21 protein-coding genes and 2 pseudogenes are annotated in these 17402 nt (G+C 38.2%); 7 read left to right on the top strand and 16 right to left on the bottom strand.

From position 1 onward, the window contains the following. Positions 1-98: 98 nt before the first annotated feature. Together MKP09_RS23210 and MKP09_RS23205 are read left to right on the top strand one after the other, a co-directional pair. Positions 99-1049 (top strand): class I SAM-dependent methyltransferase, encoded by a 951-nt coding sequence (locus MKP09_RS23210; protein ID WP_240832934.1) that lies wholly within the window; start codon positions 99-101, stop codon positions 1047-1049. 100 nt (positions 1050-1149) lie between these two features. After that, on the top strand, positions 1150-1494 hold the full coding sequence (locus MKP09_RS23205) for a hypothetical protein (protein WP_240832932.1): 345 nt from the start codon (positions 1150-1152) through the stop codon (positions 1492-1494). A gap of 177 nt (positions 1495-1671) precedes the next feature. Here the strand turns inward: MKP09_RS23205 and MKP09_RS23200 are convergent, their stop codons facing one another. Next, a complete protein-coding gene (locus MKP09_RS23200) occupies positions 1672-1860 on the bottom strand; it encodes a hypothetical protein (protein ID WP_240832930.1) in 189 nt (62 codons plus the stop codon). On the opposite strand from MKP09_RS23200, the gene MKP09_RS27655 reads away from it, so the two are divergent. The 3 genes from MKP09_RS27655 to MKP09_RS23185 all read left to right on the top strand — a co-directional run bounded on the left by MKP09_RS27655 (position 1793) and on the right by MKP09_RS23185 (position 5195). After that, on the top strand, positions 1793-2506 hold the full coding sequence (locus MKP09_RS27655; protein WP_240833368.1) for a TonB-dependent siderophore receptor: 714 nt from the start codon (positions 1793-1795) through the stop codon (positions 2504-2506). The genes MKP09_RS23200 and MKP09_RS27655 overlap by 68 nt on opposite strands. 71 nt (positions 2507-2577) lie before the next feature. Next, entirely contained in the window at positions 2578-4083 is a 1506-nt protein-coding gene (locus MKP09_RS23190; protein WP_240832928.1) for a TonB-dependent siderophore receptor, read from the top strand. Between the two features lie 176 nt (positions 4084-4259). Continuing rightward, the gene (locus MKP09_RS23185) at positions 4260-5195 is read left to right on the top strand and encodes an alpha/beta fold hydrolase (RefSeq protein WP_240832926.1); all 936 of its coding nucleotides are present in this window, start codon (positions 4260-4262) and stop codon (positions 5193-5195) included. 117 nt (positions 5196-5312) lie between these two features. Here the strand turns inward: MKP09_RS23185 and MKP09_RS23180 are convergent, their stop codons facing one another. The 3 genes from MKP09_RS23180 to MKP09_RS23170 form a co-directional block, all read right to left on the bottom strand. Then, positions 5313-6074 carry a sugar phosphate isomerase/epimerase family protein gene (locus MKP09_RS23180; protein WP_240832924.1) on the bottom strand — a complete coding sequence of 254 codons (762 nt, stop codon included), beginning with the start codon at positions 6072-6074 and terminating at the stop codon, positions 5313-5315. A 168-nt stretch (positions 6075-6242) separates the two neighbouring features. Beyond that, entirely contained in the window at positions 6243-7283 is a 1041-nt protein-coding gene (lpxD, locus tag MKP09_RS23175; protein ID WP_240832922.1) for a UDP-3-O-(3-hydroxymyristoyl)glucosamine N-acyltransferase, read from the bottom strand. Positions 7284-7359: 76 nt separating this feature from the next. After that, positions 7360-8577: an HD domain-containing protein gene (locus MKP09_RS23170; RefSeq protein WP_240832920.1), complete on the bottom strand. Its 1218-nt coding sequence runs from the start codon at positions 8575-8577 to the stop codon at positions 7360-7362. 87 nt (positions 8578-8664) lie between these two features. On the opposite strand from MKP09_RS23170, the gene MKP09_RS23165 reads away from it, so the two are divergent. Beyond that, the gene (locus MKP09_RS23165; RefSeq protein ID WP_240832918.1) at positions 8665-8952 is read left to right on the top strand and encodes a hypothetical protein; all 288 of its coding nucleotides are present in this window, start codon (positions 8665-8667) and stop codon (positions 8950-8952) included. A gap of 44 nt (positions 8953-8996) precedes the next feature. Next, a complete protein-coding gene (locus MKP09_RS23160) occupies positions 8997-9779 on the top strand; it encodes an MBL fold metallo-hydrolase (RefSeq protein WP_240832915.1) in 783 nt (260 codons plus the stop codon). Between the two features lie 150 nt (positions 9780-9929). Here the strand turns inward: MKP09_RS23160 and MKP09_RS23155 are convergent, their stop codons facing one another. The 12 genes and pseudogenes from MKP09_RS23155 to rodA (MKP09_RS23100) form a co-directional block, all read right to left on the bottom strand. After that, on the bottom strand, positions 9930-10118 hold the full coding sequence (locus MKP09_RS23155) for a hypothetical protein (RefSeq protein WP_240832913.1): 189 nt from the start codon (positions 10116-10118) through the stop codon (positions 9930-9932). Positions 10119-10238: 120 nt separating this feature from the next. Next, the gene (locus MKP09_RS23150) at positions 10239-11594 is read right to left on the bottom strand and encodes a glycine--tRNA ligase (protein ID WP_240832911.1); all 1356 of its coding nucleotides are present in this window, start codon (positions 11592-11594) and stop codon (positions 10239-10241) included. Further along, positions 11543-11800: a hypothetical protein gene (locus MKP09_RS23145; RefSeq protein ID WP_240832909.1), complete on the bottom strand. Its 258-nt coding sequence runs from the start codon at positions 11798-11800 to the stop codon at positions 11543-11545. Before MKP09_RS23145 ends, MKP09_RS23150 begins: the two co-directional genes overlap by 52 nt. 141 nt (positions 11801-11941) lie before the next feature. Next, positions 11942-12067, bottom strand: a pseudogene (locus MKP09_RS23140) (hypothetical protein); the annotation flags it as partial. Between the two features lie 23 nt (positions 12068-12090). Beyond that, positions 12091-12453 carry a DUF1905 domain-containing protein gene (locus tag MKP09_RS23135; protein WP_240832907.1) on the bottom strand — a complete coding sequence of 121 codons (363 nt, stop codon included), beginning with the start codon at positions 12451-12453 and terminating at the stop codon, positions 12091-12093. A 76-nt stretch (positions 12454-12529) separates the two neighbouring features. After that, positions 12530-13186: an outer membrane beta-barrel protein gene (locus tag MKP09_RS23130; RefSeq protein WP_240832905.1), complete on the bottom strand. Its 657-nt coding sequence runs from the start codon at positions 13184-13186 to the stop codon at positions 12530-12532. 17 nt (positions 13187-13203) lie between these two features. After that, positions 13204-13398, bottom strand: a complete 195-nt coding sequence (locus MKP09_RS23125) for a hypothetical protein (protein WP_240832903.1) — start codon at positions 13396-13398, stop codon at positions 13204-13206. A gap of 64 nt (positions 13399-13462) precedes the next feature. Continuing rightward, positions 13463-14275: a PorT family protein gene (locus MKP09_RS23120; protein WP_240832901.1), complete on the bottom strand. Its 813-nt coding sequence runs from the start codon at positions 14273-14275 to the stop codon at positions 13463-13465. Then, the gene (locus MKP09_RS23115; RefSeq protein ID WP_240832899.1) at positions 14247-15377 is read right to left on the bottom strand and encodes an anti-sigma factor; all 1131 of its coding nucleotides are present in this window, start codon (positions 15375-15377) and stop codon (positions 14247-14249) included. The genes MKP09_RS23120 and MKP09_RS23115 overlap by 29 nt, the downstream gene beginning before the upstream one ends. Before the next feature lie 12 nt (positions 15378-15389). Further along, positions 15390-15875, bottom strand: a complete 486-nt coding sequence (locus tag MKP09_RS23110) for an RNA polymerase sigma factor (protein ID WP_240832897.1) — start codon at positions 15873-15875, stop codon at positions 15390-15392. Between the two features lie 190 nt (positions 15876-16065). Then, a pseudogene (gene rodA, locus MKP09_RS23105) lies at positions 16066-16661 on the bottom strand (rod shape-determining protein RodA). Beyond that, on the bottom strand, positions 16595-17401 hold the full coding sequence (gene rodA / locus MKP09_RS23100) for a rod shape-determining protein RodA (RefSeq protein WP_240832895.1): 807 nt from the start codon (positions 17399-17401) through the stop codon (positions 16595-16597). Before rodA (MKP09_RS23100) ends, rodA (MKP09_RS23105) begins: the two are co-directional and overlap by 67 nt. Position 17402: the final 1 nt, after the last annotated feature.

The following is a 17402-nucleotide window of genomic DNA, read 5'->3' as shown; positions in this document are numbered from 1 at the left end:
AAGTTGACAGGCTAAAAGGAAAAAGAAGCTCAACGTCTTGTAAATTTTTCAACCTTTCAACTTGCGCAAGCGCTAATTTCGTGAAAAATATTGTATTGATGAATGGATCAGATAAATTCGAAATGTTTAAAAACCGTTTGACAAAGGTTTTCAGGCATTTACAAAAAACAGCACGAAAACAAAATATAAGTTCTTACCGGATTTATGATCATGATCTTCCTGAATTCCCGCTTATCATCGAAAAATACGAAGACAAGCTTCATGTATCAGAATATAAAAGAAATCACAGCATGGACGATGAGGCACATCAATATTGGCTTCGACAAAGTCGTGATGCTATGTCGGAGGTTTTAGAAGTGCTGCCAGATAATATCTTTATCAAACTCAGAAAAAGAAAAGCCGGACGTGAAGATCAATATCAGAAAACTGATAATGCCAAAAGCGAATCTATCATTGAAGAAAATGGGTTAAAGTTTATTGTAAATCTTACAGATTATTTGGATACAGGCCTTTTTTTAGATCATCGCATCACAAGAAAAATGGTAATGGAACAAGCAGCTGATAAACGGGTACTAAATCTTTTTGCTTACACCGGCTCCTTTTCAGTTTATGCCGCTGCGGGCAGCGCCAGCCAGGTTACAACAGTTGATTTATCGAACACTTATATCAATTGGGCAAGGAAAAATATAGAAACTAATGGATTTAACGATGCTGAAAAATATCAATTCTTAGTAGCAGATGTATTGCAATATTTAGGCACCCTGTCAAAGAATTCGTTTGATATTATTGTTATGGATCCGCCTACTTTTAGTAATAGTAAAAAAATGAACGATATTCTGGATATTCAAAGAGACCATGTTAAATTAGTCAATCAATGTCTTGATGCGTTGTCCGAAAACGGCTCACTTTACTTTAGTAATAATTATACCAAATTCAAACTGGATGAAAGTTCCATAAAGGCGTCTTCCATTAAAGATATTACAAGATCCACCACTCCTTTCGATTTTGAAGGGAAGTTAAACAGAAGTTGCTTTTTGATTGGTAAATAATTTTGGTATTGAGATATTAGTACGTAGATACTCTTGCGAAAGTCTCAAGATTAATATCTAAGTACTAAATTCTAAACATCTTAAATCTTACCTTCGCCCCATGTTTAAAAATGATGACCTGCAGATACGCTGGTGGAACCTGGAAGCAAAGCTGGTAGAACGTTTCGGCAAAAAGCCAGATATGGAAGCTATACTGTTTTTGATTGGTATACAGGAATTGGGAACGCCAGCAGAAAAATTTACAAAAGAACAAAAACAAGATCTGATGCATATCGCTGTTTGTCGTTTATTAACGCCCAGCGGCTATTACGAACTGGAAGATAAAGACCCCGATGGATGGCCACATTACAAGCAGTTAAAACCTATGCCCGATTTCAACCCAATAGAACAGGAAAATTTCCTGAAAGACCATGTACTGCTGTATTTTGAAGAAAACGGAATTTAAACCATTAAAATAAGACCAGCCGATAAAGGTGTGGTAATTAAAAAGCCAAGCTAATTAAGCGGAAATCCTTAGCCAAAAATAATTTAAGAATATTCCCGATTTCGTAAACACCACATCTCAAAGTGAAAATAACTTCGCCGCCTAATAATTTTTTAGGTATGAAGCATATAAAATCCTCTAAGTACTTTTTTTATCATTCTTTTTTCTATTTACCAGTTTCGCAATATTTGCCCAAAATACCGGCAGCATAAAAGGTAAGGTAACCACGTCTGACGGGCAGCCTGCTGAATCGGTTTCTATCACATTAAAAGGAACGGCCAAAGGCGCTGTAGCCAATAAAAACGGAGCTTTCGAAATAAAAAACATTGCTCCGGGCACCTACACTTTGTCTACTTCATTTGTTGGATTAGTTAATCAGCAACAGGAGGTTGAAGTAACTAACCAAACCACTACAGAAGTTTATTTTGTTTTGAATGAAAATAAAGAGCAACTGGAAGAAGTTATTATTTCTGGTCATAAAAGCAAAAATGCAACTACAACAACGGTTGCAAAAATGCCTCTCAAAAATTTGGAAAACCCGCAGATATATTCCAGCATATCAGCAGAGCTGATGAAAGAGCAGGTGATTAGCAACTATGATGATGCATTAAGGAACGTTCCGGGATTAGCGAGGAGCTGGGAGTCTACCGGCCGGGGTGGTGATGGCGGCGCGTATTTTTCTTTAAGAGGCTTTGAAGCTCAGCCAGCTTTGGTTAACGGGCTGCCCGGATTGGTAAGTGGCAACCTTGACCCTGCTAATGTTGAAGAAATACAAGTTATAAAAGGGCCATCAGGAACATTGTTTGGAGCAAGCTTCTACGGTTATGGTGGCATAATCAATACCGTTACCAAAAAACCTTATTATGATTTTGGTGGTGAAGTGGCTTACAACATTGGTAGTTTTGATTTACACAGATTAGCTGTTGATATCAATACACCGTTAAGTAAAACAAAAAAATTGCACTTCGATTAAATACCGCCTTACATACTGAAAATAGCTTTCAGGATGCGGGATTCAAAAAGTCATTTTTTATAGCACCGACTTTGGCCTACGAGGTAAACGACAGGCTTTCGTTGTCTTTACTGGCAGAAATTTTAGAAGAAAAACGTGCAGTTCCTCCGGTGTTTTTTAACACAGACAGGGCAAGCGCCTTAGACTTTAAAACTATAGAGGAATTAAACCTTAATCCTAAATTATCTTTTACCAATAATGACCTGACAATTAAAAATCCAAGAAAAAACTTACAGGCACAAGCATTATACAAAATTAATAACAACTGGAGTTCTCAAACGGTAGTTTCGGCAAGTAATATAAAGTCTGACGGAATTTATACCTATATATATGGCGTGGATCCGGAAGAACCTACACAGCGAAATTATTTTTTCCAGGAATTCAGCAATCAGGATTACAACACTACCACTTTTGATGCACAACAAAATTTTAATGGCGATTTCAAAATCGGTAATCTTAGGAACAGGGTGCTTTTTGGACTAGATTATTTTACACGAACAGTAAAAAACAATAGCTCCGGCAGCCTTGTTACAAGAAGAGTAAACCCTCAGGGTGATGTTATTTCCGCTGACCCATCAAACCCCGATGGTTTGGATCAATCATTCATTGAAAATGGGCTGGCTGCTACTGAACATTCGGATACCAAAATTACAAACAGCGCATACAGTGCTTATGCGTCTGATGTAATAAATATTACTCCTGCTTTGTCTGCATTGGTTGGCTTAAGGCTGGATTATTTTGAAAATAAGGCCAATGTAGAAACTGACGACTATGATCAGCTGACATTCTCACCAAAATTTGGCTTAGTATATCAACCCATTATTGATAAGCTCTCTCTTTTTGCAAATTACATGAATACATTTTATAATGTGGCACCATCAGAGATCTTTGATGAAGATGGAACTAGTCTGGGTGTAAAATCATTTAAACCCGAACAAGCTAATCAAATTGAGGTGGGGGCCAAAGCTAATTTATTGGCGAACAAACTTTTTGCAACTCTTTCTTTTTATAACACTAAAGTTGCGAATAGGGTTTATTATTTGCCAGACGGCAACGGCATGCAGGGTGGAAAAACGCAAAGCAAAGGCTTCGAGTTGGAACTCACTGCTAATCCTTTACCGCAGCTGAATTTTATCGCAGGATTTAGTCATGGGAAAATCAAAGTAATAGAGGGTAATACAGGAACTCCAAATGATTTTTACAACGAAATCGGCAGAAGCCCTGGGGGCCAGGGTCCGCAAACATTAGCCAATTTTTGGGGAACTTATAAATTCAATTCCGGTAAGCTCAGGAATTTCGGATTAGGATTCGGCGGTAACTACGCTGGTGTATATAAAGTAATTGACAACAGCGTTACCGGAGTATTTAACTTACCCAGCTATACACTTTTAAATGGATCTTTATTTTATAATGGCGAGAGGTTCAGAATTTCTGCCAATGTAAATAATCTTACAAACGAATCCTATTATATTGGATACTGGTCGGTAAATCCTCAAAAGCCAAGAAATTTTACAGCCAGTGTAGCTTACAAATTTTAGGTACATTTTTAAAACTTACATTAAGAGCAGCGGTCCATTTGGATCGCTTTTTGCATAATACCTTGCAAGCTATTTCTCAACCAGATTTGTCGCTTTTTAGTCCTTAATTGTCGCATACACACTGCAACTAACATTATAATGTTGCCGAGATTTGTATTGTAACAAACCACATTGTAATGAATAAGCATCTTTTTACCAGGTTCTATTTTGCACTTTTAATTATGGCTGTATCCTGCCAATCAAGCTCAAAGGAAAACAGCAATGATTCAGCTTCGTCAAATGACTCAACTAATGGCCAGTCTATAAAGCCAATTGAAAGTAGCTATGCAGATGTAAACGGGCTGAAAATGTATTATGAAGTTTATGGCAAAGGCAAACCTATTGTTTTGCTACACGGCTCGTTTATGACCATTCCCTTAAATTGGTCGCATATTATTCCACTTTTTGCCAAACATCGAAAAGTAATAGTAGCAGAAATGCAAGGCCATGGCCGCACCAGAGAAATAGACCGCCCATATAGTTACGAAGGTATGGCCGATGATGTATCTGGGCTACTTAAACATCTCAAAATAGATAGCGCAGATATTCTGGGTTATAGTATGGGCGGTGGAATTGCCTTCCAAATGGCGGTACGCCATCCTGAACAGGTACGCAGGCTTGTGGTACTATCAGGCAGCTATAAACACGATGGTTGGTGGCCTGATGTAGAAGCCAGTTTTGCAACGATCAATGCAGATATGTTCAAAGGTTCTCCTATAGAAAAGCAATACGATAGTCTTGGAAATGATCCTAACCATTTCCAAGAATTTGTAAAGAAAGTTATGAGTATTGATTTGAAGCCGTATGATTGGTCAAAGGAAGTGATAAACATTAAGGCTCCGATGTTTATAGCAATTGGCGATGCCGACGGAATAAAGTATGAACATGCGCTTGAGTTATTTCGTGCTAAGGGAGGCGGAAAAATGGGTGATATACATGGTATGCCTAAATCCCGCCTGGCCATTATACCTGGCACAACCCACATTGGGATGATGTATCGAACCGATTGGCTGATCCCGATGATCACCGATTTTCTGGATTCAGATCTCAATACAACTCCTCCAACATTTTAATGGTTTCGACTGCAATTACATGACAAGTTCTGGAGATTGCATTTTAAAGAACTCAAAATTAAAGCGGCCTTGTTGAGGCCGCTTCGCAATTATTTTATTTCTTTGAGAAATCAATTTTCAACAAAGATCCTTATTTATAAACCTGTAACTGATCAACATTTTACTAAGTATATCTTCTGTTCCCGATGCCATTTCAACAATAGCATATTGAAGCCCGGCGTTTTCCTTTTCAGTAAAAATAGATTTAAAAGCTACAAGGCCATTACCAATGGTGGTTGATTGTTTGGTTTTATCAATATCTCGCAAATGCCATAATGGAAAGCGTTGCGGGTGCTTCGTAAAATAATCAACAGGATTTGCATCTGCATAAATCATCCAGCCCAGATCGGGTTGGAAGGCTACAAGATCGGGTACTGTATTTTCAATCAAAACATCGAAAGGTATTTTTCCGTTGAGATTTTCAAATTCGTGTGCATGATTATGATACGCCAATTGAAGCCCATAACTTTTTGCTACTTCCCCCATTCTATTTAATTGTTCAGCGGCTTTCTGGTACGATTCTATATTCTGGTCTATCTGATCTTTAAAGTAAGAATGCACGATGTATTTCATGCCAAGCTCTGAAGCAACTTCACAAGCTATTGTTGCATTACCCAGGTCAAAATAAAAATGGCCACTTACAATATCAAGGCCATAAGCATTGGCCAATTTTTTCAATTTGGAAGGAGTAAAATTTTGTACGGTACGGTTTTGAACATCAAACCCAGCAGGTTCAATAAACGAATATCCGGCGGTTGCAAGCTTCTCTAATGTTGCATCTGCATTTTCCTGCAGTAAATTTCGTAATGCCCAGACTTGCGCGCCCGTTTTAATTTGCATATTGGAAATTCTTATGAGGTAACAATTTACTGATGATTGGTGATATACTTTTTACTAGCTAATATGTAGGCTGAATTATATACTGCTGTTGAACGGAGCGTCGCAATTCCGATGCCATATATTTATTGATGGGTCAATAAATATATCATGTATTTTAAACTTGAGAAATTAAACCGTGGGTTTTAACTGTTGCAACAATTGTTCAAGTTCCTGTATTCGTTTTTCGAGTTCAGGCAACTTGCGGCTCAGCGCCTGGCTCCTCAATGCAGATGTATATTCGTGTGCGGGCGATCCGGTAACCGCTTTGCCTGGTTCAAGGTTTTTACTAACGCCGCTTTGTGCGTTTATTTTAGCGCCATCGCCAATATGCAAGTGACCAACTATACCAGCCTGCCCGCCGATCATTACGCCATTGCCGATTTTTGTGCTGCCACTAATACCAGCCTGGGCGGCAACCACCGAACTATAACCTATTTCTACATTGTGAGCAATTTGAATAAGATTGTCAAGCTTGGCTCCTTTTTTAATAATGGTAGAACCAATTGTAGCGCGGTCGATGGTAGCATTAGCGCCAATTTCTACATCGTCTTCTACAATTACATTTCCAATTTGCGGCACTTTGGAAAAACTTCCATCAGCCTGAGGAGCAAAACCAAAGCCATCGCTACCAATTACAGTACCAGCATGTACAGTTACATTATTTCCGATTTGACAACTGTGCAATATTTTTACACCTGGATGCAAAGTTGTATTGTTTCCAACCACAACATTATCGCCCAAATACACGCCAGGATAGACTTTCGAGCCGTTGCCTATTTTCACATTTTCACCAAGGTAAGCAAAGGCGCCTATATAAACATTGTCACCATAAGTGGCAGATGCTGAAATATGAACTGGTTGCTGAACACCTTTTAACTGTTGTTGCTTTAACTCCTGGTATTTACCGAGTAATGTGGCAAAAGCACTATATGCATCTTGAACACGTATCAATGTAGCTTCAACGGGTTGCTTTAATTCAAGCGACTCGTTTACGATAATGATACTTGCTTTGGTTGTATATAAGTATTCCTCGTATTTGGGATTAGCTAAAAAACTTAAATGGCCCTCGCCTGCTTCTTCAATTTTACCAAAAGACTTAACAGCGGCTTCGGGATTTCCATCCACTTTGCCATTAATTAAAAGTGCGATTTGCGATGCAGAAAAAACCATTTTAAGGATCTTTAAATTTTTAGTTAGGAGTCGAAAGTATACAAGTAAAAAATATTAAAAGTTAAACTTTTGAACTTTAGACCCTCAAATAGCAAAAGTAGTATTTTTTAACAGGCTCGCTAATTTTTACATCAATTAGCGGATTATCAACCTGAGAAATATCTTTTAATGAGCCGTCTTTGTGCAATATATTAATGCTTTCATTATTAATATTATAAAGCAGGTTGGTTGCTTCTCCACCAAAAGCAAGATAGCTGGCATCAGCCTCATCAATACCTACAATGCCTGCAACCTCTTTTTTCTTTTGCTCCTGAAAATCCATATCAATAGGTGTGGACTGCAATTTAATATGCATTACTTTTCGATGAATGATGGCTTTGCATAATACCGACAGTATTTTATCGGGGTGATGGCACCAATTCTTTACGGTTGCCATTACATCATGATCATCCATATCGCAAAAATCATCTAATAAAGATTCTATAGTAACTTCAGAACCGCTACTTTGTAAAAATTTATCAATTGCGCTGGTTGCACCAATTGTTTCTATGCCCGATGCAATCAAAGCTTTTGCCCTACGCAGTATCATGATCAGCATTTTTTCAGCGGCTACCACCGTTTTATGGAGGTACACTTGCCAATACATTAATCTGCGGCTCAATAAAAATTTTTCTATAGAATAAATAGCTTTTTCTTCTACCACCAAATTTCCGTCTTTTACAGCCAGCATTTTTATAATACGATCGTAGCCAATAACACCTTCTGCCACTCCTGTAAAAAAACTGTCGCGGTTCAAATAATCCATTCGGTCAACATCCAACTGTCCGGAAACCAGCTGATGCAAAAATTTTTTCGGGTGTTGGTCAGTAAAAATATCAATAGCTGTTTGCAGTTGTCCGCCAAACTCTTCATTCAGCTTTTGCATGATCAGCAATGAAATGCTTTCGTGATGCGCATCTTTTATTAATTCATGTTCGAGTGCGTGTGAGAATGGACCATGTCCAATATCGTGCAGTAAAATCGCCAATTTAGCACCTAATTCTTCGGCTTCCGTTATGTCGGTTCCTTTTCCTTTCAGTTCGTTAAGTGCAGTGCACATCAAATGATAAGCGCCTAACGAATGATGCAGCCTGCTATGCACAGCACCGGGATACACCAAATGTGCAAAAGCCATCTGGTGAATATTTCGTAATCTTTGATAGCAAGGATGGGAAATGATCTGTAAAAGTAGCGGATGGTCGATTGTTATAAACCCATAAACAGGGTCATTAATAATTTTGCGTGCTTTGGGCATAGATACAAATGTAGGAATTATGGTCGATGGACAATGGACAATGGTCGATGCGCAATGAACCATTATCTTTGCAATAGCTTTTATATTATGATTAAGTACACGCAAAATACATTAGATAAACTTGAGGCGATACCCGAACAATGTGGCTATATTTTAAGATACGAACGGGGAAATTTTCAGAGTGGTTATTGCATACTTGACGACAGGAAAGTTGTGGTGCTAAATAAGTTTTTACAAATTGAGGGGCGTATTAACACGCTTATCGAAATTATACCACAATTAAATATTGAAGTAGCGCTGTTAGATGATAACTCGAAAAAGCTATTTGCCGAAATATCAGAAAATAGTGAGCGTAAATCAGAAGAGAGCGAATAATAACACATTACTCTAAATTCTTCATTCTATATTTTACATTTAATTTGCCTTACCCACCTTTACAAATAACTTTTTTAGGAACCGGAACCAGCTCTGGCGTGCCAATGGTAGGCTGCACTTGCGGAGTATGCGCCTCAACAAATAATAAAGATAAAAGGCTGAGATCAAGTATTCTGCTACAGTCTCCTGAAACTACGATTGTAATAGATTCCGGTCCGGATTTTAGGCAACAGATGCTTACGCATAATGTAAATAAGCTGGATGCTATTTTGCTAACCCACTCTCATAAAGATCATATCGCAGGGCTGGATGATGTAAGAGCATACAATTACTTTCAGAAAAAACCGATGGATGTTTTTGCAACGGAGGCAACGTTAAATCGTGTAAAAGTAGAATTTGATTATGCTTTCGCTGCCGTAAAATACGCAGGAGTGCCGTCCATTCAACTTCATACAATCAATAGCGATGATGAGTTTAAGATTGCTGATCTGAATATTATTCCTATTCCTGTTTGGCATATGTACATGCCCGTTCTGGGTTTTAGATTAGGTGATTTTACCTATATCACGGATGCTAATCGAATTGATGATATCATCAAAGAAAAAATAAAAGGCTCAAAAGTGCTTGTTTTAAACGCATTGAGAAGAGAAAAACATATTTCCCATTTTACTTTGCAGGAAGCATTGGACCTGGCCGATGAGCTTGAGGCGCCAGAAGCTTATTTCATTCACTTATCACATCAAATGGGCTTGCACGACAAAGTATCTGAAGAACTACCACCAAACAGGTATTTAGCTTTTGACGGATTACAGATAAAAATTCCCTAACATTTGTTAGTTCATTTAAATCACAAATCTTATTTTTACAAAGACATCTTTCTTTAGCTTGTCAGAATATATATCATGAAGTTTTTCCGCCGTGCCCATCGCATGGCGGTTTTTTTAAAGAAAAAGCGGCAAAAAATGCCGCTTAATCATTTAAATATTTTCTTGAGGCTTTTGAGGAGCAACTGTGTCTTTTATATTTTGGGGCACTTTCTCCCAAATATTTTTGCCCGCTTCAGAAACTTTACTCTTAACGTTTTCCTTTTGCTGCGGAGTCATCTTATATTTCCAATAAGCCCAGGCCGCAAGGCCTAATGCTATCAATCCAGAACCTTTTTTCATAGCAATTTTTTTAGATTTTACTTAATTATATAAGTGTAATCACTAAAAACGTGCCATACGAAAAAAGAATACGTTAAAAGGTCGACAAGTAACAAACTTATTTTTCTTATGTGGCAAGATTTAAACCCTAACAGCTTCACTTACAATCTCTCCAATCTGTTCAATAGAAATTCTTTCCTGCTTCATCGTATCGCGATAACGTATGGTAACCGTATTATCTTCTTTAGTTTGATGGTCGATCGTTACACAAAACGGAACACCCAAGGCATCCATCCGGCGATAACGCTTACCAATAGCATCTTTCTCTTCATAAAAGCACTTAAACTCGCTGCGATATTTTGCCATTATTGCTGCCGCTATTTCAGGTAAGCCATCTTTCTTTAACAGCGGGAAAACCGCCAGTTTTATAGGAGCCAGTTTTGCAGGGAACTTCAACACCACACGGCTGTCTTGCTTTTCCGTAGTACTTAAATCTTCTTCCGTATAAGCTGCGCAAACCATTGACAGGAACATACGGTCTAAGCCAATAGATGTTTCAATAACGTATGGAATGTAGTTCCCATAAGGCTTTCCAGTTTCAGGATCAACATCATTATCAAAATACTGCATCTTCTTTCTGCTGTATTCCTGATGACTGCGCAGGTCAAAATCAGTGCGGCTGTGAATGCCTTCCAGTTCTTTAAAGCCTATCGGAAAATTATATTCTATATCACAAGCTGCATCAGCATAATGCGCCAACTTTACGTGATCGTGAAAGCGATATTCCGAATCGGGAACACCTAATTCTAAATGCCATTTTAAACGAGCTTGTTTCCAGTATTCATACCATTCTTTTTGAGTGCCAGGCCTGATGAAAAACTGCATTTCCATTTGCTCAAACTCTCGCATCCGAAAAATAAACTGACGTGCTACAATTTCGTTGCGAAATGCTTTACCAATCTGTGCAATACCAAACGGAATTTTCATACGCCCCGTTTTTTGTACGTTCAAAAAGTTTACAAAAATTCCTTGCGCTGTTTCCGGGCGCAGATATACTTTATTATTTTCATCTTCTGATGAAACTGTTGAGCCAAACTCGGTCGAAAACATCAGGTTAAATTGACGGATATCTGTCCAATTGGCTGTGCCGCTTACCGGACACTTGATTTTATTATCGTCAATAATTTTTTTCAGTCCCGGCAAATCGCCCGCTGCATCGGCCTTTTCCATTTCGCTGATAATAGCCGCGGCTTCATCTTCTTTACCCTCGGCTTTTAGCTGATCGGTAAACGTTTCAATTAAATGATCAACGCGGTAACGCTTTTTGCTATCCTTATTATCAATCATCGGATCATTAAAACCGTCCACGTGGCCACTGGCTTTCCATGTAGTAGGATGCATAAAAATAGCCGCATCGATACCAACAATATTGTCTTGCATCTGCGTCATCCATTTCCACCAATAATCTTTGATATTTTTTTCAGCTCTGCTCCCCACTGACCGTAATCGTACACAGCCTGCAAGCCATCGTATATTTCGCTACTCGGGAAAATAAAACCGTATTCTTTACAATGCGATATAATCGCCTGAAACCTTGTTGTCTCTGTTGCCATAGGGCGCAAAAATAAGGCAGGAATTTCGATTTCTGATTTAGGATTTCTGATTTGAAGTTTTTTATGAGCCCAGCTTAGAATATGTAGCAACTTTGTTGCGTCGCACTCTTGTTTTGTGGTACATAAATCATCCTACATATTCTTCGCCAAATACCCACAAGCTTTGCATCGGCTTATTTCAATTCAATCCTTTGGGCTGCCAACTTTCATCCGTCAACTTTCATCACAATCTCACACTTTCCCTTTGTGAAAACGTATCATTTGCCCGTAATCCATCTTATTAGTAAGTCCAAAAATGGCTTGTGCTATACGCTTCACTTTTGTCTGGTCGGTTTTGGCTTCGTCAATCCATTTACTAAAATAGTTTTGATGAGACGGGGTTAATGTTTCAAAAAAACTTTTGCCGCCGGGTCGTCAGCGAGGCAGGCCATAAATTCTTCATTCAATTTATATTTATTTTCATCAGCAGAAATAGTTAAGGTTACCATGGCACCTTGCTTTTTAGCAATCCCTTTTCTCATCGCTGCATTTATTGCCAATAAAAAATCACCAGCTCCCATTGGCAACAATGTCACTCCAAAAATTGGATGCTTGTCTATTTTACCTTTTATACGAAATGCTTTTTTATTATTTGGTTTTAGTTGTTGCGCCAGTTCAGCCGGCACTTCAATATAAGTCCAACCAGTTTTATCGCCGTTTGATGCGAACTTCTTCAAAGTAGCAGTGAAGCTGATTGCAGCCATTTCGATTGATTTTGAAGTTTCCGTTTTCAAGTAACCTGCAACCAGTAACTTGTAACCTGTATTTCCCTACTTACAACTACGGCGTTTCAACCTTTCCAAAAATCTCTACAGGTTTAATTCTGATGCCAAAATTGTAGGGCCTTATATCCAGGCCGCGCAGATACATGCCTTTAAATGCATACGAGCCGTATAACCTTATAACGCCCAGGTTCACTTCTGCTATGTACGACAACTTCCAGGGGCGCATGTCGAAATCACCGCGTGTTTTTATTTTGCCATCGTCAGAATTGACAAATTTATTTCTGGCCGAGTAAAGATAACCGGCACTGATACCAGCACTTATTTCGAAAGGGTATAGCCGATAAGGAGTCAGGTTAAAATTGAGCATTACCGGTGCCGTAATATAATCTGCTGCCAGTTTGTTTTTCTTATAAGTTCTGTTCAGTGTTTCATCTAAATAAATAACAGGTGCATTTTCAACAGCCGGTGTTTGAGCCTCATAACGTATAGGTTGGTTATAATGATAATTATTGAGCTCAATACCAAGCCCGTACTGGAAATTTACATAATGATTAATGAGATTGAACTGCTGCGTTACCAGCCATATATTCACATTACGTGATTTGAAAGGCTTTAATTCCAACCATTCGTCATTAGCTTCAGGTGCATAATTCTGCGCATCAACGCTGGTATAATTGGTGTTATCTACATAGTTGGATACGCCAATATCCACAATAGCCCATTGTGTTTTTATTTTCTTAGGATTGGTTTGCTGCTCAGTTTTTTCAGGAAGCCTTTCTTTTTAGTATTTGTGTAAGCACCTTGATCATTGTCGCGAATAATGGTAATGCCGCCAATTTCAAGTGTGTCAGGCTTGGGGTGATCCTGGGCCATGCACCACATAGTACAGACCGAAAGGAGTACGGAAAGCAATAATTTCATCATTCCGTAAAGATACATTTTAGCTTAAATTGAAAATCAAAACTGTGTTATTATTGCTATTAACATTTTAGAACCTGATACCAACATTGTAAGGTGTTATATCCAATCCATCCTTAAACATACCCTTCATAGCGTATGAACCATATAAACTAAAATATCCGAGATTGATCTCTGCCACGTAAGATAACTTCCATGGATTAAGATTAAAATTATCTTTCAATTTTTGTTTGCCTTCATCTGATGTAATAGTTTTATTACGCGCGCTGTATAAATAACCTGCGCTGATACCTGCGCTGAAGCCCCATTCGCGTGAAAAGCTATTGTATTTTATTTTTGATTTATTTCCACCAATTCGCCGTTTTACTGATTGTCCTTTTCCAAAATCAAAATTCAGCATAACAGGAATGGTTACGTAATCTGCCGCCAGCTTATTTTTGGTATACACGCGGTTTCCCGTGTTATCCCATCTTACGTAAGGAGCATTTTCATCAAAACGAATTGGGTTTTTAAACCGGTAGTTGTTTAGTTCTAGGCCCAGCGCATATTTCAGGTTAACATTATGATTGATCAGATTAACTTTCTGGCTAAAAATCCAAAGATTAAAATTTATTGATTTGCCATTTCTAAGGTCAAAAGATGCAGCGTCTGCGCCTGGAGCAAAAGCCTGTGCGCTCGCCGATGCATAGTCGGTATTGTCTACAAAATTGGCAAATCCTAAATCGAAGCCACCAATCCAACTGGTACTAACATTTTTGCGTTTCGTTGTTTTTTGCCACACATCTCCGTCAGCATCAACTATTACTTTTTTATTGTCTTTATCAGTTATAACCTGCACGGTTACAGAACTCGTATCATCTTGTCCGTAAGCAGCCGCAGTCATAACAACACATAAAGCGGTTGGTAAAATTTTGCGTAACATATGTATCTGTTTTTCTTGTAAATTTTATGTTTGTTAGTTGATACAGAAAGACTTTTCGATAAAAATCACCTGTCAACATTAATAGCGAAGCCAGCAACATTGATCTTATCAGTTCCGTCTGACAATATATCCAGTGCCTGGTCACCGATCTTTTTTCAATTTTTTTAAAGAAGGATTTCTTTTTTTCTTTCGCAGGCGCATTTTCAAAAGCAGTCTGAGTTTTAGATTCAGCTACAGGTATTTTTTCTATACCCTGTTTAGCTACAACACCTTTATTATTTGTATTAATAGATTCGTTTGGCTTAATCTCATCGCCGATTTTGTCTACAACTTGTCTGTTTATTACAGTTTCTGCTTTCTCAATCTCATTTTTACTAACCTCTTTATTTTGAGGTTGAACAACTCCCTTATCCTTCTTAATAACATTCGTTACACTTATTTCAGGTTCATCCAACAAGCCAGGTGTTGTCACGGTTTCTTCGGAAGATTGCGGCATTACGCTATCTGTTTTTATCAATGGTTTTGCCTCCATTTGTTGTTGAGTCGTATCTATCTTCGCAATCGGAACGTACACATCTTCCTCGCCTTTATATAAAAACAACCAGGCACTTACACAAATTAATAAGGATGCTGCTATGGCCATCTTCCTCCAGTCCATTCTTCTTACCGGAACATGCTTATATAAATCATTTTTGCGCGGATATACATATTCGTCATCGCCAGACAGATATAATTTTTCAAGCTTGCTTATTTGTTGTTTTAGCGCATCGTCATGTTGAAGGCTGGTTTCAATTTTACCTGCCATCTGTGCATCAGCCTCACCGTTTAAATAGGTAAGCAGGTCTTCCTCGGTAAATGATATACTCTTCATCAACTTTTCTTTGTTCCTAAATTGAATCGTCTCATCAGCGCCCGATACTGTTTGCTTCAGCATTTCCAACTCTTTAGCCAGTTTAGGATTTTGCCTAACAAACGCATCTACCATTTCCTGTTGCTGTAGCGATAACTCATTATCTACATACATCAAAAAGAACGCTTCATAATTATGTTGGTTAATTTGCATTTACTTTTTTAACTATACCAAATTCTCAATTTTTACCAGATACGCTTTCAACTGTAATCTTGATCGATGCAGGTAAACTTTTACCTGCGATGGATTAAGCCCGGTTATTTCTCCTATTTCTTCATAATTATAACCTTCATAATCCTTTAATAATACAAGCGACCTGTTTTGTTCTGACAACCGACCCAAAGCTTCTTCCAAAATGGATTTCAGGTTGTCTCTTTTTTCTTCTACTCCTTTGTCAAGGTATTCCAATGTTTCGTACAGTTCTGTCCGGTTGCTCTTTCTAAAATGATCGATCATTTTATGATAAGCCACTTTAAATAAATACGATTTAGCCGTTTCAAATTTTATTTCAAGCCTGTTCTGCCACAAAACCTCGTAAGCGCTTTGTACCATATCTTCCGCATCTGCGCTATGTTTCAAAGACTTAATCATGAACCGATACAATGCATCGGCATGGTTTGTTACACAGTCATTATATTCTTTCTCCGTCATAAACAGCCGAGGACTTAGTGATAAATCGCTATTATTATTATTATTGAATCAGCTATTGAACATTACCCATCGATCTTGTGTCACTCCCTTCATTTGTGGTACAAATCTCATCTTACAAGTACACAATAGCATTCATCCATATTTGTTATACGGACGTGAAAACGAAAAGTTACAATAATTTGAAAAAAATTTAACGCAATACCATTTGCCGGTCAGCATCCAGCCTGATCAGTATAAAAAGCATTATTGTGAAAGTAAGCAAAGAGGTTCCGCCATAACTTATAAGCGGCAGCGGGATACCAATTACAGGTGCTAGCCCAATGGTCATTCCCAAATTTATAGATATATGAAAAAGAAAACAGATGCTACGCCGTAAGCATAACATCGGCTAAAGGCACTTCTTTGTCGTTCAGCAATGGTTACTATTCTAAACAAAAGCAGCAAATACAGGCCTAACAGCACAAAACTGCCTACAAAACCAAACCCCTCACCAATTGTGTCGAAAATAAAATCGGTACGTTGCTCTGGCACAAAACCATACCGGGTTTGAGTGCCGCTTAGCAAACCCTTACCAATAATGCCTCCGCTTCCTACGGCAATCTTTGATTGTTTTACGTTATAATCGGCAGTGTTCTTTTGTTTGCCTTTTGAATCAAGCTTTATTTCTCCTTCTATGTATTCTTCGGGAATGTCTTTTCCAATGGTGCTGAAAATACGCTCTACCTGATGTTTTTCAAAAACATGTGTGAATAAAAAGGCACGCCAAACCGCTGTACACCAACGCATAGCAGCCAGATTAAAATAATTTTGACAAGCAGCCCTTTATCTCTTTTGATCTGCCTTTGGCTAAAAAATATTACAATGGCCGTTATAACGGTCAAAATAATAGCCAGAATATTTTTATCAACCAGTAATGTGGTAATTACCAATGCAGCTGCTACAAAGCCAATTACAATGTATATGGGAGGCAGCCCTTCCCTGAACATCACTAAAAAGAACGCAAAAAACACTAATGCTAAACCTGTTTCTTTTTGCAATACGGTTAGTACCGCCGGCACAAGAGTTATGATTGCAGCAATTAGCTGAGATTTTGGTTTACTAAAATCCATTTCGGGCAATGAAAGATATTTTGCAAGTGCGAGCGCCACGCTTATTTTGCAAAACTCAGCCGGTTGAAACTGAAACCCACCTAAACGGATAATAGACTCTGTTCCTTTTACTGCTGAGTGAAACGGGAATACAAGCAATAAAAGTAATATACCTCCAGCATACCACAGATTAGCAGTTGCAGGAAAGAACTTACTATCTGTAAGTATAATGAACAGTCCCAAAATCATGGCTACACAAGCATAATAAAACTGCTTGCTATAATCTGTTTTATATCCTATAAAGCTTTGCAGCACCGGATCTCCATCCTTATAGGTAACAGCAAAAATGGCTAGCAGGCCAATTGCCAGTAAAATAAAATAGACGATTATCAGAATATAATCGACGCCTTTTGAGATTTCTGTTTTACGCTGGTTCATG

Origin of the sequence: Paraniabella ginsengisoli (assembly GCF_022513635.1) — a bacterium.
In the GTDB taxonomy this organism is placed as follows: domain Bacteria; phylum Bacteroidota; class Bacteroidia; order Chitinophagales; family Chitinophagaceae; genus Niabella; species Niabella ginsengisoli.
The sequence above is the reverse complement of the archived record's forward strand: the minus strand, read 5'-3'. Positions and strand labels throughout refer to the sequence as shown.